The sequence below is a fragment of the Cohnella cellulosilytica genome (genome assembly GCF_042431195.1).
In the GTDB taxonomy this organism is placed as follows: domain Bacteria; phylum Bacillota; class Bacilli; order Paenibacillales; family Paenibacillaceae; genus Cohnella; species Cohnella cellulosilytica.
Map to the genome: position 1 here is coordinate 160,776 of NZ_JBHMDN010000069.1, position 21,775 is coordinate 182,550.

23 protein-coding genes are annotated in these 21,775 nt (G+C 50.7%); 18 read left to right on the plus strand and 5 right to left on the minus strand.

What is annotated here, in order from left to right; genetic code table 11:
- Positions 1-420 precede the first annotated feature (420 nt).
- Positions 421-1,776 carry an ISNCY family transposase gene (locus tag ACFFT4_RS30995; protein WP_378053073.1) on the plus strand — a complete coding sequence of 452 codons (1,356 nt, stop codon included), beginning with the start codon at positions 421-423 and terminating at the stop codon, positions 1,774-1,776.
- Between the two features lie 92 nt (positions 1,777-1,868).
- Here the strand turns inward: ACFFT4_RS30995 and ACFFT4_RS31000 are convergent, their stop codons facing one another.
- From ACFFT4_RS31000 to ACFFT4_RS35390, 3 genes are all read right to left on the minus strand, one after another.
- Positions 1,869-2,276 carry a hypothetical protein gene (locus ACFFT4_RS31000; RefSeq protein WP_378052995.1) on the minus strand — a complete coding sequence of 136 codons (408 nt, stop codon included), beginning with the start codon at positions 2,274-2,276 and terminating at the stop codon, positions 1,869-1,871.
- 107 nt (positions 2,277-2,383) lie between these two features.
- Positions 2,384-2,830 (minus strand): hypothetical protein, encoded by a 447-nt coding sequence (locus ACFFT4_RS31005; RefSeq protein WP_378052996.1) that lies wholly within the window; start codon positions 2,828-2,830, stop codon positions 2,384-2,386.
- 61 nt (positions 2,831-2,891) lie between these two features.
- The gene (locus ACFFT4_RS35390) at positions 2,892-3,119 is read right to left on the minus strand and encodes an HTH-like domain-containing protein (RefSeq protein WP_446681808.1); all 228 of its coding nucleotides are present in this window, start codon (positions 3,117-3,119) and stop codon (positions 2,892-2,894) included.
- A 182-nt stretch (positions 3,120-3,301) separates the two neighbouring features.
- Between ACFFT4_RS35390 and ACFFT4_RS31010 the strand changes: the two genes are divergently transcribed.
- Positions 3,302-4,429 (plus strand): hypothetical protein, encoded by a 1,128-nt coding sequence (locus tag ACFFT4_RS31010; RefSeq protein ID WP_378052997.1) that lies wholly within the window; start codon positions 3,302-3,304, stop codon positions 4,427-4,429.
- 87 nt (positions 4,430-4,516) lie between these two features.
- Here ACFFT4_RS31010 and ACFFT4_RS31015 read toward each other — a convergent pair whose 3' ends face one another.
- Positions 4,517-4,693 carry a hypothetical protein gene (locus tag ACFFT4_RS31015; RefSeq protein ID WP_378052998.1) on the minus strand — a complete coding sequence of 59 codons (177 nt, stop codon included), beginning with the start codon at positions 4,691-4,693 and terminating at the stop codon, positions 4,517-4,519.
- A gap of 313 nt (positions 4,694-5,006) precedes the next feature.
- Between ACFFT4_RS31015 and ACFFT4_RS31020 the strand changes: the two genes are divergently transcribed.
- The 4 genes from ACFFT4_RS31020 to ACFFT4_RS31035 all read left to right on the plus strand — a co-directional run bounded on the left by ACFFT4_RS31020 (position 5,007) and on the right by ACFFT4_RS31035 (position 7,932).
- Positions 5,007-5,921 carry a phosphotransferase gene (locus ACFFT4_RS31020; protein WP_378052999.1) on the plus strand — a complete coding sequence of 305 codons (915 nt, stop codon included), beginning with the start codon at positions 5,007-5,009 and terminating at the stop codon, positions 5,919-5,921.
- 457 nt (positions 5,922-6,378) lie between these two features.
- Entirely contained in the window at positions 6,379-6,690 is a 312-nt protein-coding gene (locus tag ACFFT4_RS31025; protein ID WP_378053000.1) for a hypothetical protein, read from the plus strand.
- Between the two features lie 678 nt (positions 6,691-7,368).
- On the plus strand, positions 7,369-7,608 hold the full coding sequence (locus ACFFT4_RS31030; RefSeq protein WP_378053001.1) for an AbrB/MazE/SpoVT family DNA-binding domain-containing protein: 240 nt from the start codon (positions 7,369-7,371) through the stop codon (positions 7,606-7,608).
- The gene (locus ACFFT4_RS31035; RefSeq protein WP_094049143.1) at positions 7,609-7,932 is read left to right on the plus strand and encodes a type II toxin-antitoxin system PemK/MazF family toxin; all 324 of its coding nucleotides are present in this window, start codon (positions 7,609-7,611) and stop codon (positions 7,930-7,932) included.
- Between the two features lie 362 nt (positions 7,933-8,294).
- Here ACFFT4_RS31035 and ACFFT4_RS31040 read toward each other — a convergent pair whose 3' ends face one another.
- The gene (locus ACFFT4_RS31040) at positions 8,295-9,752 is read right to left on the minus strand and encodes a hypothetical protein (protein WP_378053002.1); all 1,458 of its coding nucleotides are present in this window, start codon (positions 9,750-9,752) and stop codon (positions 8,295-8,297) included.
- A 1,124-nt stretch (positions 9,753-10,876) separates the two neighbouring features.
- On the opposite strand from ACFFT4_RS31040, the gene urtA reads away from it, so the two are divergent.
- From urtA to ACFFT4_RS31100, 12 genes are all read left to right on the plus strand, one after another.
- Positions 10,877-12,124 carry an urea ABC transporter substrate-binding protein gene (urtA, locus tag ACFFT4_RS31045; protein WP_378053075.1) on the plus strand — a complete coding sequence of 416 codons (1,248 nt, stop codon included), beginning with the start codon at positions 10,877-10,879 and terminating at the stop codon, positions 12,122-12,124.
- Between the two features lie 107 nt (positions 12,125-12,231).
- The gene (urtB, locus tag ACFFT4_RS31050; RefSeq protein WP_378053003.1) at positions 12,232-13,137 is read left to right on the plus strand and encodes an urea ABC transporter permease subunit UrtB; all 906 of its coding nucleotides are present in this window, start codon (positions 12,232-12,234) and stop codon (positions 13,135-13,137) included.
- 44 nt (positions 13,138-13,181) lie between these two features.
- Positions 13,182-14,294 carry an urea ABC transporter permease subunit UrtC gene (urtC, locus tag ACFFT4_RS31055; RefSeq protein ID WP_378053004.1) on the plus strand — a complete coding sequence of 371 codons (1,113 nt, stop codon included), beginning with the start codon at positions 13,182-13,184 and terminating at the stop codon, positions 14,292-14,294.
- A complete protein-coding gene (urtD, locus tag ACFFT4_RS31060) occupies positions 14,245-15,027 on the plus strand; it encodes an urea ABC transporter ATP-binding protein UrtD (protein WP_378053005.1) in 783 nt (260 codons plus the stop codon). Before urtC ends, urtD begins: the two co-directional genes overlap by 50 nt.
- The gene (urtE, locus tag ACFFT4_RS31065) at positions 15,014-15,721 is read left to right on the plus strand and encodes an urea ABC transporter ATP-binding subunit UrtE (RefSeq protein WP_378053006.1); all 708 of its coding nucleotides are present in this window, start codon (positions 15,014-15,016) and stop codon (positions 15,719-15,721) included. Before urtD ends, urtE begins: the two co-directional genes overlap by 14 nt.
- 77 nt (positions 15,722-15,798) lie before the next feature.
- On the plus strand, positions 15,799-16,761 hold the full coding sequence (locus ACFFT4_RS31070; protein ID WP_378053007.1) for a HoxN/HupN/NixA family nickel/cobalt transporter: 963 nt from the start codon (positions 15,799-15,801) through the stop codon (positions 16,759-16,761).
- Positions 16,742-17,044 (plus strand): urease subunit gamma, encoded by a 303-nt coding sequence (locus tag ACFFT4_RS31075; RefSeq protein WP_378053008.1) that lies wholly within the window; start codon positions 16,742-16,744, stop codon positions 17,042-17,044. Before ACFFT4_RS31070 ends, ACFFT4_RS31075 begins: the two co-directional genes overlap by 20 nt.
- A 74-nt stretch (positions 17,045-17,118) precedes the next feature.
- Positions 17,119-17,487, plus strand: coding sequence for an urease subunit beta (gene ureB / locus ACFFT4_RS31080; RefSeq protein ID WP_378053009.1), 369 nt, complete (start codon positions 17,119-17,121; stop codon positions 17,485-17,487).
- A 1-nt stretch (position 17,488) separates the two neighbouring features.
- A complete protein-coding gene (gene ureC / locus ACFFT4_RS31085; protein ID WP_378053077.1) occupies positions 17,489-19,192 on the plus strand; it encodes an urease subunit alpha in 1,704 nt (567 codons plus the stop codon).
- 31 nt (positions 19,193-19,223) lie between these two features.
- Positions 19,224-19,907 (plus strand): urease accessory protein UreF, encoded by a 684-nt coding sequence (locus ACFFT4_RS31090; protein WP_378053010.1) that lies wholly within the window; start codon positions 19,224-19,226, stop codon positions 19,905-19,907.
- A 39-nt stretch (positions 19,908-19,946) separates the two neighbouring features.
- Positions 19,947-20,633 carry an urease accessory protein UreG gene (gene ureG / locus ACFFT4_RS31095; RefSeq protein ID WP_378053011.1) on the plus strand — a complete coding sequence of 229 codons (687 nt, stop codon included), beginning with the start codon at positions 19,947-19,949 and terminating at the stop codon, positions 20,631-20,633.
- A complete protein-coding gene (locus tag ACFFT4_RS31100) occupies positions 20,602-21,471 on the plus strand; it encodes an urease accessory protein UreD (protein WP_378053012.1) in 870 nt (289 codons plus the stop codon). The genes ureG and ACFFT4_RS31100 overlap by 32 nt, the downstream gene beginning before the upstream one ends.
- Positions 21,472-21,775 lie beyond the last annotated feature (304 nt).

The window sequence follows — 21,775 nt, forward strand, 5'->3', positions numbered from 1 at the left end:
GCTCTTCCGGACAAAGGAAAAGCCCTTTCTCCATATTTAGTAATGGAAGCGGCTCCATTTAGAAAAGCTGCTCAGCCTACTCGTTGAAAGCGAGCCTGACCTTCCTGCACCAACCAATGCATGTGCTCCTGCTGGAGCAGGTGTACTGGGCGTTCAAGATTTATTGGGGAAAAGTGACATAAGTGACGGCGAAAAATTGAAATTGTAATTGGGGCATGTAACTTATGAGGTCCCTATCGTATTACTAAGCTAATTAGTTAGTTCCCCCTGAAAAAATCGGGATAAATGGGCAAAAGGAAAAGGGATTCAGCGTCTCAAATGGAAATTGTTATTGTCGAGATAACAATCCATATGAGGGCGAATTCCGTATCTAACGAATTCGGCATCGCCCCTCAAAATCCTTCTTTTGAGGTGGTTTCCTTGTTAAAAATCGAAAACAATCAACTGACACTCTGGGACGCGCTTCTGCCCGAGCCGCTGCGTAAGCTGCCAGACGAACTAGCTGCCATCGACGAGTTACTGGATGCCCCGGCTTTTCTTACCCCCTTCCTTAAAGCCCATCCTTCGGGCCGCGGTAGACCGACGGTCCCGGCGGCGACCTATTTGCGTCTGATGTACCTCAAGCACCGATACAATCTCGGCTACGAAACGCTCGTTCAGGAAGTCAGCGACTCGTTCACTTGGCGGCGTTTTTGCCATATCGATCTGGATGCGAAAGTACCGGATTCCACCACACTCGTCAAGGCACGCAAGCGTTACGGCGAAGCCATGACCGAAGCGCTCAACGAGTCCCTTCTGCAGACGCTCCGCGAAAAACAAGTGCTGCGTACACGAAAACTGCGTATGGACACGACGGTGACCGAATCCGACATTCATCATCCGACGGACGCGACGTTGCTGCAAGATGGTGTCAGGGCGATGAATCGACTCATGAAGCAGATTCGCCAAGTCACTTCCCATGCGGCGCAACGCTTTGAAGACAAGAGCAAGGAAATCAAAGGTAAAATCCTCTCCATTGCCAAGCTCCTTCGCCGCCGCACTCAGCAGTCATGGGAAGAACTGAATGCTATTACGACAGACGTAGCCGATCTGGCGGAAGGTGTCTGCCAGCAGGTGGAGCAAGCGGCCGATGCGATCAAAGAGAAAGGGAAGAAAGCGGCGTCTACGCTCAAGGGCAAGCTTGCGGAGGCCGCGTCGCTCACGCGTAAGTTGGTCGCGCAAGCACGTCAAGTCGTCTCGGGCAATCGCATCATTCCCGAGCGAATCGTTAGTTTCTTCGACCCGGAAGCCCGGCCAATCAAGAAGGGCAAGCTGGGCAAGACGGCAGAGTTCGGCTACAAGGTTCGGATCGACGAGACGGAAAGCGGCTTCGTCACAGGCTATGCGCTTTATGCGGGAAACCCGTCCGACGACGACTTGTTCGTGCCGGCGGTTGAGCAGCACATCGCCCGATTCGCCAAGGCACCGCACGCGGTGGCAACGGATCGCGGCTTTACGAGTGCGGCGAATGAAAAAGCGGCTGTGGCCCTTGGTGTTGCGCGAGTCAGCATGCCCATTCGCGGTAAGAAAGGCAAGAAACGAACCGAATACGAGAAGCAGCACTGGTTTCAGAACCTACAGCGCTATCGCGCGGCAGGGGAAGCGAAAATCAGTTTGCTTAAACGCAAGTACGGCCTGAGTCGAAGCCGGTACAGGGGCCTTGTTGGTTCCAAAACCTGGATCGGCTTCGGAATCTGGGTTCATAACCTTAGAAAAGCAGCCCAAATGGCCAAGTAATCCCCACGAAGGGACCATGGGACCGTCCAAACTCCGATTGATCGCCTCTGCTTGGAATTCCCTTTTTTCAAAATCGAATTTATCAGGGGGAACTAGTTAACTAAAGCTTTTCTCTTTAGGAAGCCTTCCGTTTCAACGATGTTGTTTGGGCTTATATAATAGACCTGATTAATTAACCTCTTTAATTGGGCATTACGTTGATGTACATATTTTGTTTTCAATGTCCTAGTAGTTTGATGTTTAGCTTTCCATCGATTTAAAAAATCCTGTTCAGCAAGTTGTGACTTCAATAATTCTGAGTCGCAAGTAGTAACGATTCGAATAATTACATCACCTAGGCCTACAATTCCCCGAAGATGTAATCTTACCTTTTCTCCAACAGCTGTTACAGACGAATGGAGTGGTACTTCTTCAACTCCTAAATCTGTTACAGTTGCTACGATTGCAAAATCATTATATGCATCAAGAAGCTTTTGGTCAGCAACTCCACCATTATGCATTATACAGTTACGGCATTCTTTAAAATATCGATAGCACCGCATTAAGTTATCTAGCTTGTTGGCTGAATACTTCCTTGACGAAATAAATGACGAGTAAAATGTGTTTTTTAATACAGCTGACTCAGGACTACAAATGTTATTGATTGCGTTCCATATTCCCGAAACGCGACCCGATGCGTCAGCTTTGGGAACTGCAACTGTTTTTCGTATTGTTTGATTCCTGTTGCTCCGTAACCCAATGTTGTTAACACTTGCGTTGTCCAACTCTCATGCAATGCAAAAAGGTTAACAATAAGAAATCTAGCAAATATTTCGAGTTGCTCATCCCAATCTTGATTAACGCAAGATGCTTTATAATCGACGTTGGGCAGCCCACTTCCGTGAACAAATCTTCCAGATAATTCATCAGTATTGGCATCAGGTCTGACCGTTAAGTATCCCCGGACTTGCCATCTAAAATTCCAAAGTGCAGATGCTGTTGGCCAAAGAAAATTGTATAATTCAACAATTTGTTGCTCAATATCTTTGCTCGCTTTAAAAAAGTAATTTGCCATGAAGTGCCTCCGGAGCGTTTTCTTAGACTGGTATGTGACAATGTACTATTTGAATAAATCTTTATTCTTTAGGTGTCACATATCGGGCAAGACGAACTCCTTTACTCACTTCAGCTGCGTAAGAGACATTAATGCCAGAACACTCGACTATAGACTTTACACTAAAATGGTTTTTAAGAATTATTTCAGCGAACTTGATGCCGAAAAGGTGGATATTTGTAACTCGGTCACCGTTTGGTGCCTTATTGTACATTTCATTCAGTATCTGTCCTAGTTTTTGGACATTCATAGCAGCATCCCCCCCAACCTTTTTATTATGGTAATTATAGCAAATTTTAAAAAGATAATCTGCATCATAAGGGTACCAAAGAGAAGTTCTCCTTCCGCCGCATAAACTTTCCCTTCGAGCGTAATTTTCCAAGTTGCCGAAAAATGGAAAATAATGTACTCTGTCTTTGGGGGGGATGAATTATGATATATACAGGAAATAATCGAAATTTAACTATTGAACCGTATGAACCTTGTCCATGCCATTTGGACAAGAAATTTAAGTTCTGTTGCTATCAGAAGGCAAAAAAAGATACTTCAGCTCCAATGGCTAAAGGGTTTAGCCTGGGCAGGGTAAATCACTTGATCCGTGAATTTTATGCGGCTACTGACTTCAGAACATGCTTTGCATTTGAAAATAACCAATGTAGTGGTCCGATTAAAAACGCTCATTCGTTACAAAACAATAGAATATTAAATGTCATTTGTGAGAATGGGCATCTATATTATTTCAAACCAGAGGTAGTTGATTCTGGACCTACTTCAGTTATTAAAAAAATTGGAAAGAACGATGCAAGCACCTTTTTTGGTTTTTGCGATTTTCATGATACGGAATTATTTAAACCAATTGAACTTTTCGATTACACCGGTGATATTCAGCAAAAATTTTTATTTGCTTTTAGAGCTCTTGCAGTTGAAATGCATAAAAAGCTAAGACAATTGGAAAATGTCAAACGGATGTTTGCACAAAGACCTAGAATTATGCTTGACCCACAATTTGTATATATGTATCGTGTAGCAATGTCAGATGTAAATGATCATCAAATTGAATATGAATTATTTAAGCAAGGTTTTCAAAACGGTGACTACACAGGGGTGAGAACCATTCACCGGGAACTTCAATACGGAGTAAAGTTTGCAGCATGTTCGTCTTTTACTGTTCGATACGATATTAATGGAAAAGTCATGAATGACACTTTCAGTACCAAAAATGACAGAATGCCCTCAATATTTCTTAACATATATCCTACACCACAGGGGACTACAAATATATTAATTTCGTATTTGAATATTGATTCGGAGGTATATCAAAATTATTTCAATTCTTTGGATGCTCTGGACGACCAGAAACTTACAAAATATTTAAATTACCTCGTTATCGAGAATACTGAAAATGTATTTTTTACGCCAAGTTATATAGAATCACTTAGTGAAAATGAAAGGAAGTCATTTGAGAGAAGTTACAACTCTTCAATGAATGTTTTGGAAAGAGCAAGTCTTCTAGCCGAGGGAAATTATTATAAATTCGACTTGTTCAATCTTGCTCCCTAATTGGAGCATTATTTGATGTGGCGCACATGCTCTTTTGGTATATCTGGATCCACTTAGGTGGAGCCTTCCGCTGCTCTAAACGTCTAATCACATTGAATCACCAAGCAAGTTGCCTTCCGTATTCACCACTGCCCAGCGATCATAAAGCTTTACCAACTCAGCTTGATAATCATAATTGTCAATCGACTGCTCGCCTACACCAGCATTAGATGCTTGAGCGACATAGAGCCTATCGAAGCGGCTCCGCAATTCATCCCATTCCATTAGTCCATCCCCCCATATTGTACAAGTCCCAATTCGAGTAAAGCATAGGGGAGAAGCGGGATAGTTTCAAACTTGAATTTGGTGAACGATCAAGAAGGGTTTATGGAGAACTTGCCCTATTGCTTCCGATCCCGTGGTTTCCGGCAGTAGTTCGGTAAGCTCTACGTTGCAGAGCTGAACTGCAAAAACACATTTGAAGACCGGAATGCCACCGCGCGGCGGGAAACCTTTGTTAAGCTAACGGGCAGTTATGCGTAACTTCCAGGGAATGTAAACGTCTAAATAAAGTAAGGAATGAGGAGGCGGACATTTCATGGGAGGAACGAATGTATGGGATGCGGAGTGGGAGGTTAACGAAGAGCAGGCGCGGATGCTGATCGGCAGACAATTCCCTCAGCTGTCATCGAAGCAAGTGAAGCGATTGGGCTGGGGCTGGGACAATACGGTTTTTCTCATCGGTGACGAGTATGTGTTCCGGTTTCCAAGAAGAACGATTGCAGTTGGCTCGATTCGTATGGAAGGGAAGCTGCTGCCGAAGTTGGAGGCATATATGACCATGCCCTATCCGAAACCGTTGTTTTATGGCGAAGCAAGTGACGGATACCCGGCACCATTTCTTGGCTATGCCTACGTGCCAGGAGATTTCCCCATCGGTTTGACGGAAGAACGCCGGGCTTTATCGGCAGAGACGCTGGCGAAATTTTTGCGGAGATTGCATGAATTTCCGGTGCAGGCGGCGCTGAAGTGCGGAGTTCAGCAAGATCATCGAAGCTTGACGGACATCGCGTCGCGCAAAGTGAAATTGGAGGGCTTTCTATCGAAGGTGGTTGAGCACTTGTCGCCGGAGGAGTCCGGTGTGATCGAAGCGTATATTAGCAGGCTGCAAACGGACCGTGTCGAGGCAGTGATTGCACTGCTACATGGCGATCTTCATTTCAAAAATATGCTTGTGAATGAGAACGGGATCGTTTCCGGCATCATTGATTGGGGCGATCTGAGCGTAGGCCATCCGGCTTGCGATTTGAGCGTTGCTTACAGCTTTTTACCACCTTACGCTCGCGGCGTGTTTTTCGAAACTTACGGAGGAGCGGACGAGGAAACGAAGCTGCTGGCGCGGCTGATCGCAGTATACATCCCCGTACTGATCTTGATGCAAGCGGTCAATGACGGGAATGAAGCGATTGCGGCAGAGGCGAAATCCAACATCATGCGAGCACTGTCGGATTAGGCTCATTATTTCGTTGCAGCTATGGGGGGTCCTCCTGGGTGATGGCATTAAAGGGCTTTGACTCGTAGCGTACTTCCATCGTACAGAGGCGCTTCTTTTTTACAAAGTTGAAATTTATCCATCTACAGGAATCTAACGGGAAACGATTAGTTGAATCACTCAAAGGTCGCGGAGAACTTCGACGGCCTTCCGTGCATATTAAGCAGATTTGATCAGAACCGCAGGTGGGTGTAAAGGTTGGAAGTTATGCGCCGCGGCGCATTTTTCGCCGATAGACCCGTTAAGCTCATACCTATCACAAGCAACGGCGAAAATTTTCGTGCAATATTGCAAGGAATTTCGCCGATGGGCACGTTAAGCTGAATTTACCATAAGTGACGGCGAAAAATTGGTGCTGTACTAAGCGCCGCAAGGTTCTATCCAAGATAAATGTAAACATTCAAGGAGATTCAATTTAATGGTCACTTTTGATCGTGCCAGAGTATCAGTGGGCCTCTCAATTTTTGTTGAGTTTTACGAGGATTATCGTCGTTACTATGAACACCAAACATCTGCTAATAAGAAGCGACTGGCTCAGAAGTTACTCGAGTCGAATCCGAGAGCGAGTTCTATTAATGGTCAAATTACACGAATTAGTTACACCTTGGAAATCTTTTCGAACTACTGGGAACGAGATATGTTAAGAGCGGCAATCGAGTCGAGTCATCCCAGTATTAGTAACGAGATAAAAGCAAAAGCGAAGGAAATATTGAAGAGGATTGAAGCATAAACAATGTAATAATAATGGGAACCATGCCGACAAGAAGCTGTCGTTCGGGCGAGTGACTTACCCTCATTAAATGATGCGGGTGATGCTTCAGGAGCAGGTTTATCGGGGGGAAGATCGCCCGTGCAGGCGGGCACGTGCTGACGAGCATTCGGTTTTTTAGGACGCCGGACAGCTACCTAACCTCAAGGCCAACGAAAAGTCGTCTTTTTACCGTTATAATCGCGTTCCAAATCATCGAGTACTGTATCCCGTGGTTTTTGTACGCAACGTTTCTTATTTTTTTTCTCATTTTTCATGTTCTTAATTGTAATTGTATAAAAGGGGATCATGCTTTCGTTCTCATCAATTACATCAGGGTAAGGTTTATGCTGCTCACGGATAAAACATACGTATTTGAGATCGGGATTGAAATCTGGTAATGGGATTTCATATAATTTTCCGTTAAGATTTAGGACATCCAAGTATTTATACGTATCAATTGGGACTTTTCAAAAGTTCTATCTCTTAAGCGAATCAGCGTCAGAATCATGAGATTGACGGCTACCTTCATATCAGTTGTGTTGCCCCTTTTCCTCGTTAAGGTATCATTTCCAACTTCGGCGTATATACTGGTATATACGCCGAAGTTGGAGGTGTGATAAAATGAGAGAAAGAAGTCGAAAAGAGGGGGGACTCACCATGTCTACCACCGTACAAAAGTGGGGAAACAGTCTAGGCATTCGCATTCCCAGCCAGATCGCGGAAAAGATTGCGATCAGCCAAGGTTCGGAAGTTGACTTGATTGTGGGTGATGATCATTCGCTCATCGTAATCCCTAAAAAGAAAAAGCCGACATTGGAAGAATTGTTGGCCCAATGCAAACCGGAAAATCGACACGATGAAATCGATTTTGGTGTAGAAGGGAAGGAATTGCTTTAGATGAGTGCAGATCGAGGAGATCTAGTATGGATAAACTTTAACCCCCAGGCAGGTCACGAACAAGCCGGTAGAAGATCTGCAATCGTGCTCTCACCAAAATCGTTTAATGAAACGACGGGTTTTGTTTCAGTTTGCCCAATCACTCATACGGTTCGAGGCTGGGGGTTTGAAGTGTTGCTCCCCAAAGGGTTGGTGTTTGACGGGGTCATTTTAACGGATCAGATCAAAAATCTTGATTGGCGAGCTAGACGCATTGACATTGTCGGAAAAGCCCCGAATGAATTAGTTAATGAGTGCTTAGACAAAATACGCACATTTTTGTAGCTGATCTCATTTAGGGGTTGGCTTTTTATATACAGGAGAAGCACGCAGCGCCGCCATAAATTTCGCCTTTGCTATGATACCGTAGAACCGTATTACAAGCGGGGCATGTTTGTTTAAAGAAAAACCTGCAGGAACCTGTATTTGCAGATGCAGACGATAGGAGCAGGTAGGTCACACTCTGGTCGGAAGAATGCGTAAACGGGCTTCTGCGGGGTGATTTATTCAACAAAATGAGGAGGTGCTTCGAAGCGGGTTGTTGGCGGCTCATAACAAAAGCCCCTTCTTCCGAATCGAGAAAGGGGTGAATCTAAAGAACAAAAACTCCGTATTGTTGATGCATGAAAAATATAGTTAGATTAATATTAGTTATTCAGTATCAACTGATCCCATTTATTTGATAGATAATCCAAAATACCCTCTTCATCAGAGACTTCCTTTAACTTTAATAAATTTATTATGTCTGCATCTTCTAAAAAAATAATATGACCTTTAGATTGGTGCATAGCATCCTTGCAACGTCGTAACAATTTAGCGTAATCAGTAATATGGCGACACAAGAGAATACCAAACTTACCTGAATACTGTCCAAATCTTCCAAGTAATTGGTCGATTTCAGGATTCTGAGGATCTGAGGAGTAATTTTTGCATTCGATAAATATCTTGGGACAAAAAATTTGATAACGATCTCTAATAAATGCGAAAAACCCTGTATTATCATGATTGTCGAAAGTAATATCTATCCTTTTTCTTCCTTCATTTATAGGGGTTTCCTTTTGTCCTCTTTTTAAGTTCCCTTTGAAAACTTGTGTTAAACAACTAAAAATCAGATCATGATAAGCTCCGGCATTTTCTGTACCCGAAGGTATTTGCTCCAAATGTTTAATAAGCAGATTTGCTTCAATGGGATTAAAAGTAACATCTAAAGGGGAGCTTTGTTTTCTTACAAGGGATAATAACTCAGCAAAATCAGATTGATTAATTTTTGATTGGTTCTCCTTATAGAAGTCAAACAATGTAATTATGTGATATGCATTAGGCTGAATATTCTGTTCCTCCATAAAGTCGATTAAATACTTAAGAAGGTCTGCTCGTTCATCCTCGGATTTTGTGTTAATTGCAAGTTCTTTAATCAACTCAATTATAGAATCCCAAATTTGCTCACGCAATTGGACTGAGAAGGAAGAAAGTTCTTCTACGTCTGGTGGATATAACAGATATTCAATGGGATAATCTCTAACAAAATCTTTTTTTATTCTCGCCAAATTCGAAATAAGTATTTTACCATTTCCAAATGCCTCACCTAAAGGTGAATGTTCAATGTCATCTAGTTCTATGTCATCAAAAATGTTGCAACCATCAAACTCTTCAGCAGCATATTGAAATCCGTGTCCATCAATAGTGGAGTAGACAGGGCGGTGCTCAATTAATCCGGATTCAAACCAAAAGATACGAATACCTTTTGATCGGTATACATACTGAAATCTTCCAAAAGCGGCACCGTGAATACCATCTTTTAGAATAAACCCATTTTGAGGAAATAACGATACATGGTTTAGTTTATTTTGTGGTTCTTCCTTACCTCTATCTAAATGTAACTGAATTCCTTGTAATAATTTTTCACTCAACTCTTCTTTCTCTTCCGCAATAGGAACGTATATATTTTCTGCAACTTCACCAAAGAGGTCATGTTCAATTAGTACTTGATGAATTTCTCTCAAGTCTGATTTATTAATATGAGGTATATCTTTCCAATTATTTTCGAGAATTGTGCTAATAACACCTTTTGTTAGTTTATCTGGTTTCAAATAACTATCGGACATAATCTAGATCCCTTTTCTGATATAGAGTTATATAGTAGCACTAAGTTTATTATACTTTCTTGAGATCCAAGCTTACAACAATAATTTTCCAATGTTGTAGTTTGATTGCATTGGAGGTAGATTACTTAAATTTACTTTTACCGATTCACAGCAAAAGCCGCTGTTTCGGTAGTGAGGGTTCTGTCTGAAAAAAGGCTGTTGCACCTTTCTTATCTGAATTCCTCATCAATTATCCAAGGTTTCTTATCCATTTTTAATAGAAACTGAACTAATTTCTCCTGCGAAATGAGAGAGATATACTGAGGTCCACCTAAGGCTTCATCATCTGTTCAGCCCTTTCCAATCCTCAATAGTGATGAGTGGATCCAGCGTATTCCTAGCCAGTCGATTTATCCTCCAAACTAAAACCTCATCAACCAGCCCTTTTTCTGCATCTTATCAGAAGTTTTGCAATGCCAGCTGTCCTCCAATGCTAATGGCACTAATACCAGCATCTACATACTCGTTTTGAAAAACATCGCAGGTGGGGAGGGACGGCGATGCTTCATGATTAAAAAGAAGTCCTGCCTTCCGCCGCGCGTAAGAAGGGTGGATATTTACTTGCCCTCCGTTTTCTCCCCTTTACCGTTCCCGTCGCGTAGCTATTGCAGATCTTGGCTGGCGAGCCGCTGATTCCCGACCAAGCCGCCTATATAGAAGGAAGACGCTATCCCCGTCACATTCCCTGCGCTGCTGGAGTGAGCAACCGATCAAGGAACCTCTCGTCTACGCGGTTACCAGAAAGCTTGGGTAAGCGCTGCTTAATCATGTCGACAATTAATCTCTAAAGTCATATTTTATAACATAAATGCTGTTATTTTTATTCCCGCTGCGTAAAAATGCAATTTTATGATAGGTTTAATCTCTTTTTGTACACAATATTTTATTTTCATCTAACTCAAATTATGCTTTTTTAATAAGAATAAACATTTTAATGTAAGATATATTGACATAAAAATAAATCAAACACTATAATACATACATCCGAACGGTTACCAAACAAATAAACAGAAATGTTCGGAAATACAATGGGATTGGGAAAAGGGAGTGGAGTTGTGAAGAGAAAACAAAATTGGTTTAAAGGCATGGGGTTGGCCGTAGCGGTGAGTCTTGTCCTGGCGGGATGCGGCAGCAATAACGGGAACGGCTCGGCCTCGTCTTCGGCACCGGCTTCCTCGGCGCCGGCCTCTTCGTCCGCAGCAAGTGAAGGCGGCACGGTCAAGGTTGGCATTCTGCACTCGCTCAGCGGCACGATGTCCATCAGCGAAGTGACGGTCAAAAACTCCGAATTGATGGCGATCGACGAGATTAACGCCGCTGGCGGCGTTCTGGGCAAGCAGATCGAACCCGTTATCGAAGACGGCGCATCGGACTGGCCGACTTTCGCCGAGAAGGCGCGCAAGCTGATTTCCGAAGATAAGGTGGCGACGGTATTCGGCGGCTGGACATCCGCGAGCCGCAAGGCGATGCTGCCGGTATTCGAAGAGCTTAACGGCCTGCTGTGGTATCCGGTTCAGTATGAAGGCCTCGAATCCTCTCCTAACATTTTCTACACCGGCGCTACGACGAACCAGCAGATCGTGCCTTCGGTCGACTACCTGCTGGAGCAAGGCAAGAAGAAGTTTTTCCTGCTCGGCTCCGACTACGTATTCCCGCGCACGGCGAACAAGATCATTAAGGCGCAGCTGGCGGCCAAGGGCGGCGAGACTGTCGCCGAAGAGTATACGCCGCTCGGTCATACCGACTATACGACGATTATCGCCAAAATCAAGGAGGCGAAGCCGGACGTCGTGTATAACACGCTGAATGGCGACAGCAACGTTGCGTTCTTTAAACAGCTGAAGGATGCGGGCATTGCCGCCAAGGATCTGACGACGCTGTCGGTCAGCATCGCCGAAGAAGAAGTCAAGGGCATCGGCGCCGACTTCCTGGCCGGACACCTGGTGGCCTGGAACTATTATCAGACAACCGACACGCCGGAGAACAAGACGTTCGTCGAGAGCTTCAAGGCGAAGTACGGCGCGGACAGCGTGACGAGCGACCCGATGGAAGCGGGCTATACGGCAGTCTACCTGTGGAAGACGGCGGTAGAGAAGGCAGGCTCCTTCGACGTGGACGCGGTGAAGGCAGCCGCGGACGGCATCGAATTCAACGCTCCGGAAGGCAAGGTCACGGTTGACGGGGAGACTCAACACATCTACAAGACGGTCCGGATCGGCGAGATTCAGTCCGACGGCATGATCGCGGAGCTGTGGAACTCCGGCAGTCCGGTGAAGCCGGACCCGTATCTCAAAGGCTACGACTGGGCAGGCGACCTCAGCTCGGGATCCTAAACCTCTAGGCATAAGGGCAACCGATTGGGCGGGAGCAGCGCACGGCGAGATCTTCGACGACACGGCGCACTCCCGCTTTACCTTCATCGCAGGGAGGGGGCGAAATCATGGAGATATGGATCTCCCAGCTGTTCAATTGTTTGAGTGTCAGCTCTATCTTGCTGCTGATTGCACTCGGCCTCGCCATTACCTTCGGCCTCATGGGCGTCATTAATATGGCGCACGGCGAGTTTATCATGATTGGCAGTTACACCGCTTATTTGACGCAGAATTTGTTCAAGGACATGATGCCCAAGGGGGCCTTCGACAGCTACTTTATCGCGGCGATCCTCGCCAGCTTCCTCGTTGCGTTCGCAATTGGCTACTTGCTTGAAATGATCTTGATCCGGCATCTGTACGGCCGTCCGCTGGACAGTCTGCTCGCGACTTGGGGTGTCGGCCTCGTTCTGCAGCAGGTCGCGCGCTTGATCTTCGGCGCGCCCAACGTCGCCGTGAGCAGTCCGTCGTGGCTGGATGGCGGGCTGGAGATCATCGACGGCGTGGTGTTCCCTTACAAGCGGCTGTTTATCCTCGCGCTGGTCGCCATCTGTCTGATCGCCATGTATTTGTACATTTATCGCAGCGCGTCCGGCAGACGGATGCGGGCGGTCATGCAGAATCGCGAGATGGCCGCATGTCTCGGCATCTCGACCAGACGCGTGGACGGATTGACGTTCGCGATCGGTTCGGGAATTGCGGGAATCGCAGGCTGCGCGTTGACGCTGATCGGCCCGATCGGCCCGAACATCGGCACTTATTATATCGTCGATGCGTTCATGGTCGTCGTCCTTGGCGGCGTAGGAAAGCTGATCGGGACCGTAGCAGGGGCCCTTGGCATCGGCGTCTTCAACACCATGTTCGAATGGTGGTCGAACGCTTCGCTCGGTAAGGTGTTCGTCTTTGTATTGATCGTGGCGTTCCTTCAATGGAAGCCGAAGGGATTGTTCGCGGTTCGCACGCGCCAACTGGATTAACGATCGTATGAGATCATTTGCATCGAAGTGGGGGTGAGCATGGCATGACGTCGATTTTTGCGGATCGTCGGAGACTCTGGCTGCTGCTCGGTTATATCGCAGCCGCAGCGGTATTGTTTTGCGCTCCGCTGTATTTAAGCGACTTTCGGCTTAATTTGCTTGCCAAGTTTCTTGCGTTCGCGATCGCGGCGCTCGGTCTCGACTTGCTCTGGGGCTATACCGGCGTCCTGAGTCTCGGTCATGGCGTGTTTTTCGGACTGGGAGCCTATGCGATGGGCATGCATCTGAAGCTTGAGGCCAGTGGGACGCGTTTGCCCGACTTTATGGATTGGAGCGGATTAACGAAGCTGCCTTGGTTCTGGGAGCCGTTCAGATCGTTTCCCGTCGCGGTTCTGCTCGGCATCCTGATCCCGGCGCTGCTCGCTTTGTTCCTGGGCTTCTTTACGTTCCGCAATCGGATCAAGGGAGTTTACTTCACCATTCTGACGCAGGCGCTCGTGATTATCGTGACGACGCTGTTCATCGGCCAGCAGGCTTATACGGGCGGCACGAACGGACTGACGAGCTTCACCAGGCTGCTTGGCGAGCCGCTGAAGTCGGGTACGATGAAGGTTGTTTTGTATCTTGTGACGGCTGCGACGCTCGTGCTCGTATTCATGTTGTGCCGTTATATCGCGAACAGCCGGACGGGCAAGGTGCTGCGCGCCATTCGCGACGGGGAGAACCGGGTTCGCTTCCTCGGCTACAATCCGGCGACGTACCAGATGATGACATTTGCCCTCTCCGGTGCGCTGGCGGGCATAGCGGGAATGCTGTTCGTGCTTCATGTCGGCATTATCTCGCCGTCGATGATGGGCATTGTACCGTCGATCGAGATGATTTTGTGGGTCGCGATCGGAGGAAGGGGCACGCTGATCGGCGCTCTGATCGGCGCTCTGGCGCTTAACTACGCGAAGAGCGGTCTTTCCGAGGCCTATCCGGATTTCTGGACGATTTTCCTCGGCGTACTGTTTATTGTCGTGACGGTTTTCCTGCCGGGCGGCATTGCCGGTCTGATTCGATCCGGCACCGAAGCTGTCCGTCTTAAACGCGGAAGGAGGAATATGCATGAGTCAGGCGCCCATTCTGTCTTGCAAGGAAGTAACCGTAGCGTTTGACGGGTTCAAGGCCGTACAGGGGATGAATCTGATGCTGCTGCCGGGAGAGCTGCGTTTCCTGATCGGGCCGAACGGCGCGGGCAAGACGACGATGCTGGACATCATCTGCGGCAAGGTCAAGCCGGTATCGGGGAGCGTGTCGTTCAACCGTCGGTCGGGAGCCCTGGACATTACCAAGCTCCAGGAGCACAAGATCGCGAAATCCGGCATCGGGCGCAAGTTCCAGACGCCTTCCATCTTCGCGCAATTGACGGTAATGGAGAATTTGGAGATCGCCATGTCGCAGAATCGCAGCGTATGGGCGACGCTGCGGGCGTCCCTCAAGCAGAGCGAGCGCGAACGAATCGACGAGGAGCTGGCGCTCATCGGTCTCGGCGATCAGCGTCACCTGCGGGCGGGGCTGCTCTCTCACGGCCAGAAGCAGTGGCTGGAGATCGGGATGATGCTGCTTCAGGAGCCGGAAATTCTGCTTCTCGACGAGCCGGTGGCCGGCATGACGGACAAGGAGACGGACAAGACGGGCGAGCTGTTGAGAGAGATCGTCCGCAAGCGGACGGTCGTCGTCGTCGAGCACGACATGGAGTTCGTGCGCAACTTCGCCAGCAAGGTGACGGTTATGCACGAAGGCAAGCTTCTGAAGGAAGGAACGATGGACGAGGTTCAGAGCGACGACCGGGTGGCCGAAGTGTACCTGGGCAAGGGCAAAGGACGGGATGCGTATGCTGTCGGTTGAAGCATTGGAGGCGGGCTATGGCGAGAGCATGATTTTGCGCGATGTGAGCCTGAAGGTGGAGCCCGGTCAAGTGGTCTGCTTGATGGGACGAAACGGCGTGGGCAAGTCCACATTGATCAAGAGTATTATGGGCGTCATCAAGACGAAGCGCGGACATGTCAAGTTTAAGGGCAGCGACATGACCCGATCGGCTTCGGGAGAGCGGGCAAAGGCGGGGATCGGGTACGTTCCGCAAGGGCGGGAGATCTTCGGCCAACTGAGCGTCTTCGAGAACTTGCGAATCGGACTCGAAGCATGCCGCGACAAGAAGCGGCGCAAGTCCAAGGAGATACCGCACGAGGCGATCGCGAAGTTCCCTGTACTGCCGTCGATGTACGGACGAAGAGGCGGCGATCTCAGCGGCGGACAGCAGCAGCAGCTCGCCTTCGCCAGAGCGCTGGTCTCCGAGCCGGAGCTGCTGCTTCTCGACGAGCCGGCGGAGGGGATTCAGCCGTCGATCGTGCAGGATATTCAAGACGTTATTCGCAGTATCCGCAATGAGGGCCGTACTTCGATTTTGCTCGTCGAGCAGAGTCTGGACTTCGTTCGCAGCGTGGGCGACGTATTTTACATCATGGAGAAAGGAACGATCGTCTGGAGCGGGGGCAAGGAGGAGCTCGACAATCCGGACGTGATGCGATATTTAACCATCTAACCCGATAAGCGGCAGCAGGACGAGAGAAGAAGGAGGGGCCAGATCTGAATTATCCGTGGAAAAGGTATTTTGTTGTCGTGTCGCTGCTCCATATTTTCGGTTTTGCGGGATTTTTTGTCGCTGCGGCGCGCGACCCCGTCTTCTGGGGGCTGGGCATGCTGGCCTATTCGTTCGGCTTGCGCCATGCGTTCGATGCGGATCATATTTCGGCGATCGACAACACGGTTCGCAAGCTGATAACGAGTCGCCAAAATCCGCACGGCGTCGGTTTGTTTTTCTCGCTGGGCCATTCAACGGTCGTTTTTTTGATGGTGCTGGCCATCGGTCTCACCGCCAACACTTATATTTTCAATAACGAGACGCTGCGGGAAGCCGGTTCGATCATCGGGACATTCGTGTCGGGATTTTTCCTGATCGTTATCGGATTTGTTAATGTGGCGATGCTTGTTCGCTCGATTCGCGAGGCCAGGCAAGCGCGCGGCGGATCCGCTCCCGACGAGGGCGGAGCTTCGTCCGCGATGCCCGTCGGCATGCTGACGGTGATGCTCAAGCCTCTCTATCGTCTCGTACGGAAGAGCTGGCATTTGTATCCGCTCGGCTTCCTGTTCGGGCTCGGATTCGATACGGCTACCGAGATCGGCCTGCTGTCATTGTCGGCCGGAGCCGCCGGCCAATCGGCCTCCCTGATCGGCATCTTGTCGCTTCCGCTTCTGTTCGCCGCCGGGATGACGCTTCTGGATACGACCGACGGCATGATGATGAGCCGGGCCTACCGGCTGTCTTCCGCAACGCCTCGGAGGAGGCTGATCTACAATCTGATTGTGACGGGTGTCTCGGTGCTGTCCGCGTTCTTTATCGGATTCATACAGATGCTGCATTTGTTTGAGAAAAAACTGCCGGGAAGCTGGGTTGCCTGGTCCGAGCGGCTTGATTTTGTATATTTGGGCTTGGGATTGGTCGTATTTTTTGTAGCGACCTGGGTGTCGTTCGCGATGCTGCGTAAAGGAGCGAGGAGCAGGCATGCAGTTGACGGAGCGTGAGAAAGAAAAACTGTTGATCACGGTTGCGGCGAATTTGGCACGCGACAGGTTGAAGCGAGGCGTGAAGCTGAATTATCCCGAGAGCGTCGCGCTGATCACCTCGGAGATTATGGAAGGCGCGCGCGACGGAAGAAGTGTGGCGGACCTGATGGCTTACGGCAGGCAGATTCTGACCGCCGAGCAAGTCATGGAGGGGATTCCGGAGATGATTCACGAGGTTCAGGTGGAAGCGACGTTCCCGGACGGCACCAAGTTGGTTACTGTGCACCAGCCTATCATTTGATGCTCCGTCACCGGGACGGACCGATGAATTGGAGCAGAGGGCGCTGCAGCGGAGAAAGCGAGGTTGAATAGGCGATGGTACCGGGAGAATATCGTGTACGGGCAGGCGAGATCGAATTGAACGCGGGACGCTCGCAGGTCGAGATTAGGGTGGCCAATATGGGAGATCGTCCTGTACAGGTCGGATCGCATTTTCATTTCTTCGAAGTCAACAAGCAGCTGCAATTCGAGCGCGTTCGGACATTCGGCATGCGGCTGGATATTCCGGCGGGGACGGCGGTTCGGTTCGAGCCCGGCGAAGAGAAGCCGGTGAAGCTGACGGAGCTCGGGGGCGCCAAACGGTCATTCGGCCTGAACGGCCTGACCGAAGGGCCGGCCGACGCCGGGCCATTGCCCGAAGCGGCGGCCGTCAGGCTGGCGGAATGGAGGGCGTCCCGTGAGTAGCATGAATCGCGGCGCTTACGCCGATATGTTCGGTCCGACGACGGGCGATGCGGTTCGGCTCGCGGATACGGAGCTGTGGGCGGAGATCGAGCGGGATTATACGGTTTATGGCGACGAGTGCAAGTTCGGCGGCGGCAAGGTGATTCGCGACGGGATGGGGCAGTCCTCTCATGCCGTCCGGGATGAAGGTGTGCTGGATACGATTATTACGAATGCGATTATTATCGATCATTGGGGCATCGTCAAGGCCGATATCGGGATTAAGGATGGTTTGATCGTCGGCATCGGCAAGGGCGGCAATCCGGATATCATGGACGGCGTTCACCCGGAGATGATCGTCGGAGCGAGCACCGAGGTCATTGCCGGAGAAGGGAGAATCGTCACGGCGGGCGGCATCGACTCGCATATCCATTTTATATGTCCGCAGCAGATCGAGACGGCGCTGTCGTCCGGCGTCACGACGATGATCGGCGGAGGAACGGGCCCGGCTACCGGGACCAACGCCACTACCTGTACGCCGGGCGCGTGGCATATGAGACGGATGCTGGAGGCGGCCGAAGCGTTTCCGATGAATCTCGGATTCACCGGGAAGGGCAACGCTTCATTCCCGGCTCCGCTCATCGAGCAAATCGAGGCGGGCGCGATCGGACTCAAGCTGCACGAGGACTGGGGCACTACGCCGAAGGCGATCGATACCTGCCTGCGCGTAGCGGACGAATTCGACGTGCAGGTCGCCATTCACACCGACACGCTGAACGAAGCCGGCTTCCTGGAGGACACGCTCGCGGCGATCAATGGCCGGACGATTCATACTTATCATACGGAGGGGGCGGGAGGAGGCCATGCTCCGGACATCATCCGCGCGGCATCGCATCCTAACGTTCTGCCTTCTTCCACGAATCCGACCCGTCCGTTCACGGTCAATACGATCGAGGAGCATCTGGATATGCTGATGGTGTGCCACCATCTCGACAGCCGCATACCCGAGGATGTCGCCTTCGCGGATTCGCGCATTCGGCCGGAGACGATCGCCGCCGAGGATATTTTGCACGATATGGGCGTATTCAGCATGATCAGTTCCGATTCGCAGGCGATGGGACGCGTCGGCGAAGTCATTGTCCGGACCTGGCAGACCGCAGACAAGATGAAGCGCCAGCGCGGACCTTTGGCGCCGGACAAGGAGAACGACAACTACCGCATCAAGCGGTATATCGCGAAGTACACGATCAACCCGGCGATTACGCACGGCATCTCGCATATCGTTGGCTCCATCGAGCCCGGCAAATTCGCGGATCTGTCGATCTGGACGCCGATGTTTTTCGGCGTCAAGCCGGACCTGGTGCTCAAGGGCGGAAGCATCGCTTATGCGCAGATGGGCGATCCCAATGCCTCTATCCCGACGCCTCAGCCGGTGATGGGCCGCCCGATGTTCGCCGCGTACGGCAAAGCCGTGGAGAGAAGCGCGATTACATTCGTCTCGCAGATTGCCTACGACAGCGGCCTGCCCGACAAGCTGGGTCTCCGCAAACGGATCGAACCGGTCAGAAATTGCCGGAGTGTCTCCAAAGCGGACATGATCCACAACGGCGCGACGCCTGAAATCGATGTCAATCCGGAGACCTATGCGGTCACGGTGGACGGCGTGCCGGCCGTATGCGAGCCGGCGGAGATGCTGCCGATGGCCCAGCGATACTTCTTATTCTGACAGACAGACGAACCGAAGCGGAGGAGAGGCTATGACTCGATGGCTCGCGGCTCAACAACTGCTCGACTCCGCGCTTCCGATCGGCGGATTCTCGCATTCGTTCGGATTGGAGGCCGCCGTACAGGACGGCAGGATCGGGAATATGCCGGAGCTGGAGCAGTACATGCGCGTCATGATTCGCCAGAGCTGGTCGACCTCCGATGCGATGGTCGTCAAGGCGGTCTACGAGACTGCCGATATCCAGGACTGGCCGCGGCTCTGGCGGATCGAGCGGCAGGTTCATCTGCAGCGTGCGGGGAGCGAGTCCCGCGAGGGCGTCGAGAAGATGGGCAGGCGGCTGCTTCAATTGGTCGCCTCCATTCATCCGACGCTGGATTGGTCGCCGCTTACGGATGCACATCGGACCGGTGCCTGCCTGGCTACGCATCCGCTCGTTCACGGCTTCGTGTGCTGGAGACTCGGGCTGCCACTCGACGAAGCCGTGCAGGGCTATCTGTATTCCTGTGTCGTCACGACGACCGGCAGTGCGCTCAAGCTGCTGCCGGTCGGCCAGACCGAATGCCAAGCGCTCATCGCCAAGCTCGGACCGGCGATTGAGGAAGGATGGCGGATCGCACGCGAGCTGCAGCCGGAGGAAGCCTACAGCAGCGCGCCATTATCCGAGATATGTGCCATCCGGCACGAGAGCTTGTATTCCCGGTTGTTCATGTCGTAATTCACTTATATTTAACCAATAGGACGGAGGAAACAGCAAATGTGCCAAGGACAAGGAAATCATCACCATCATGATTGGTCGCAGCCGGTATTCGAGGGATCGCGTCCGATGCGAATCGGGATCGGAGGACCGGTAGGATCGGGCAAAACCGCATTGCTGGAGAACATCGCCAGGGAACTGAAGTCGCGCTACAGCCTCGGCGTCATCACGAACGATATCTATACGAAAGAGGATGCCCGCATCCTGCTCGCGACGGGCGTGCTTCCCGAAGAACGCGTGATCGGCGTGGAGACGGGCGGCTGCCCGCATACGGCCGTTCGTGAGGACGCGTCGATGAACTTCGAAGCCGTATCCGAGCTGGAGCGGCGCTTCCCCGACTTGCAGCTGGTGCTGATCGAGAGCGGCGGCGACAATCTGGCCGCGGCGTTCAGCCCGGAGCTGGCCGACCGCTTCATCTACATTATCGACGTCGCCCAAGGCGAGAAGATTCCGCGCAAGGGCGGACCGGGCATTATGCGCTCCGATCTGCTGATTATTAACAAGATCGATCTTGCGCCTCATGTCGGCGCGAGCTTGCAGGTGATGGAGGAAGACACGAAGCGGATGCGCGGGGAGCGTCCTTACGTATTTGCGAACTTGCGCGGGGGCGAAGGCGTGAGCGAGATTGTGTCGTGGCTCGCGCACGAATATCAGCATGCCAATCACATCGAACACAGCCATAGCTGATCGGGAGCGGTATCGCACCGCCGTATTGGACGTCTCCGCCGCCTGTCGGGGCGACAGGACGGTATTGGACGGTCGCTATTGCACGTCGCCGATCAAGATCGCCAAGACGTTCCCCGAAGACAAGTCGCTTTGTGTGATGGTGATGGACGCCTCTCCAGGCATGCTGAAGGGCGACCGTTACGAGATGCAGTGGACTGCGGGGGCGGGCGCTCATCTCTGTCTGACCAATCAGGGCTTTACCAAAGTGCATCCCTGCACGCCTGAGCTCGGCGCGTCGATGGAGAACCGCTATCGCCTCGCGGCTGGCGCCTGCATCGAGACGATGATGAAGCCCATTATGCTGTACAAGGATGCATCCTATACGAATCGGACGGTAGTTGAGCTGGAGCGAGGCGCCATATGGATGCAGGGCGAGGTGCTGAGTCCGGGCCGGGTGCTCCGCGGAGAGTCCTTCGCTTACGAGCAGTTGGACAATCGGATCTCCGTTTATTATGAAGGCGAGCTGATTCATCACCAGAAGCAGCTCGTCCGTCCGGATCGGCAGCTGATCGCTGCCAAGGGGGCTTGGGATGCTTACAGCCACTTGGGCTCGTTTCTTATATGCTCCGATCGGGTCGACACGGGGCTGCTGGAATCGGTGAGAGCGGCGCTGGATCGGCTGCCGTTTCCGAGCGATCAGCTGTACGCGGGCGCCGCCATGACTTATCGGCATGGATTGGCGGTAACGGCCGCCGGTTCGTCGTCCTGGATCGTCCAACACATGATCAAGGAGGTCTGGAACGAAGTGCGGCAGACGCTGCTGCAGCTGCAGCCAAGCCGGATCGGCAGCGTCGGTTAATTGATGGGAATTGGGAAAATGGAAGAGAAATTATGGAGAATGGTTGTTACTGAGCCATTCGCTTGAGCGGCTCGAACCCGCCTTGACGATTTCACGGAACAGCAATCTCTTGCTCGTCGTACTCGTCTTCTTGCTCTTCCCGTTGCGGCTGTTGCACGTCTGCTTGTGCTGCATGTCATGCAGTATGTGTTCTCGAGAGGGATTGAGGCTTATCTATCGTTATTGAACAGTCTTAGCGGAATTGCACATTCCTGACCGCGCCTCGGCTATGATAAGATTAATTTAAGCGCTTTCTTATTTTAAG

Bases quoted from the DNA above. Each gene is read 5' to 3' on its own strand.
- urtC (WP_378053004.1), top strand. From the start codon at position 13,182: ATGACGTCGATTTTTGCGGATCGTCGGAGACTCTGGCTGCTGCTCGGT.
- urtE (WP_378053006.1), top strand. From the start codon at position 15,014: ATGCTGTCGGTTGAAGCATTGGAGGCGGGCTATGGCGAGAGCATGATT.
- urtA (WP_378053075.1), top strand. From the start codon at position 10,877: ATGGGGTTGGCCGTAGCGGTGAGTCTTGTCCTGGCGGGATGCGGCAGC.
- ureB (WP_378053009.1), top strand. From the start codon at position 17,119: ATGGTACCGGGAGAATATCGTGTACGGGCAGGCGAGATCGAATTGAAC.
- ACFFT4_RS31040 (WP_378053002.1), bottom strand. From the start codon at position 9,752: ATGTCCGATAGTTATTTGAAACCAGATAAACTAACAAAAGGTGTTATT.
- ureG (WP_378053011.1), top strand. From the start codon at position 19,947: ATGTGCCAAGGACAAGGAAATCATCACCATCATGATTGGTCGCAGCCG.
- ACFFT4_RS31090 (WP_378053010.1), top strand. From the start codon at position 19,224: ATGACTCGATGGCTCGCGGCTCAACAACTGCTCGACTCCGCGCTTCCG.
- ACFFT4_RS35390 (WP_446681808.1), bottom strand. From the start codon at position 3,119: ATGAATGTCCAAAAACTAGGACAGATACTGAATGAAATGTACAATAAG.
- ACFFT4_RS31015 (WP_378052998.1), bottom strand. From the start codon at position 4,693: ATGGAATGGGATGAATTGCGGAGCCGCTTCGATAGGCTCTATGTCGCT.
- ACFFT4_RS31010 (WP_378052997.1), top strand. From the start codon at position 3,302: ATGATATATACAGGAAATAATCGAAATTTAACTATTGAACCGTATGAA.
- ACFFT4_RS31075 (WP_378053008.1), top strand. From the start codon at position 16,742: ATGCAGTTGACGGAGCGTGAGAAAGAAAAACTGTTGATCACGGTTGCG.
- ACFFT4_RS31030 (WP_378053001.1), top strand. From the start codon at position 7,369: ATGTCTACCACCGTACAAAAGTGGGGAAACAGTCTAGGCATTCGCATT.
- ACFFT4_RS31025 (WP_378053000.1), top strand. From the start codon at position 6,379: ATGGTCACTTTTGATCGTGCCAGAGTATCAGTGGGCCTCTCAATTTTT.
- urtB (WP_378053003.1), top strand. From the start codon at position 12,232: ATGGAGATATGGATCTCCCAGCTGTTCAATTGTTTGAGTGTCAGCTCT.
- ACFFT4_RS31020 (WP_378052999.1), top strand. From the start codon at position 5,007: ATGGGAGGAACGAATGTATGGGATGCGGAGTGGGAGGTTAACGAAGAG.
- ACFFT4_RS31005 (WP_378052996.1), bottom strand. From the start codon at position 2,830: ATGGCAAATTACTTTTTTAAAGCGAGCAAAGATATTGAGCAACAAATT.
- ACFFT4_RS31100 (WP_378053012.1), top strand. From the start codon at position 20,602: ATGCCAATCACATCGAACACAGCCATAGCTGATCGGGAGCGGTATCGC.
- ACFFT4_RS31035 (WP_094049143.1), top strand. From the start codon at position 7,609: ATGAGTGCAGATCGAGGAGATCTAGTATGGATAAACTTTAACCCCCAG.
- ureC (WP_378053077.1), top strand. From the start codon at position 17,489: ATGAATCGCGGCGCTTACGCCGATATGTTCGGTCCGACGACGGGCGAT.
- urtD (WP_378053005.1), top strand. From the start codon at position 14,245: ATGAGTCAGGCGCCCATTCTGTCTTGCAAGGAAGTAACCGTAGCGTTT.
- ACFFT4_RS31000 (WP_378052995.1), bottom strand. From the start codon at position 2,276: ATGCATAATGGTGGAGTTGCTGACCAAAAGCTTCTTGATGCATATAAT.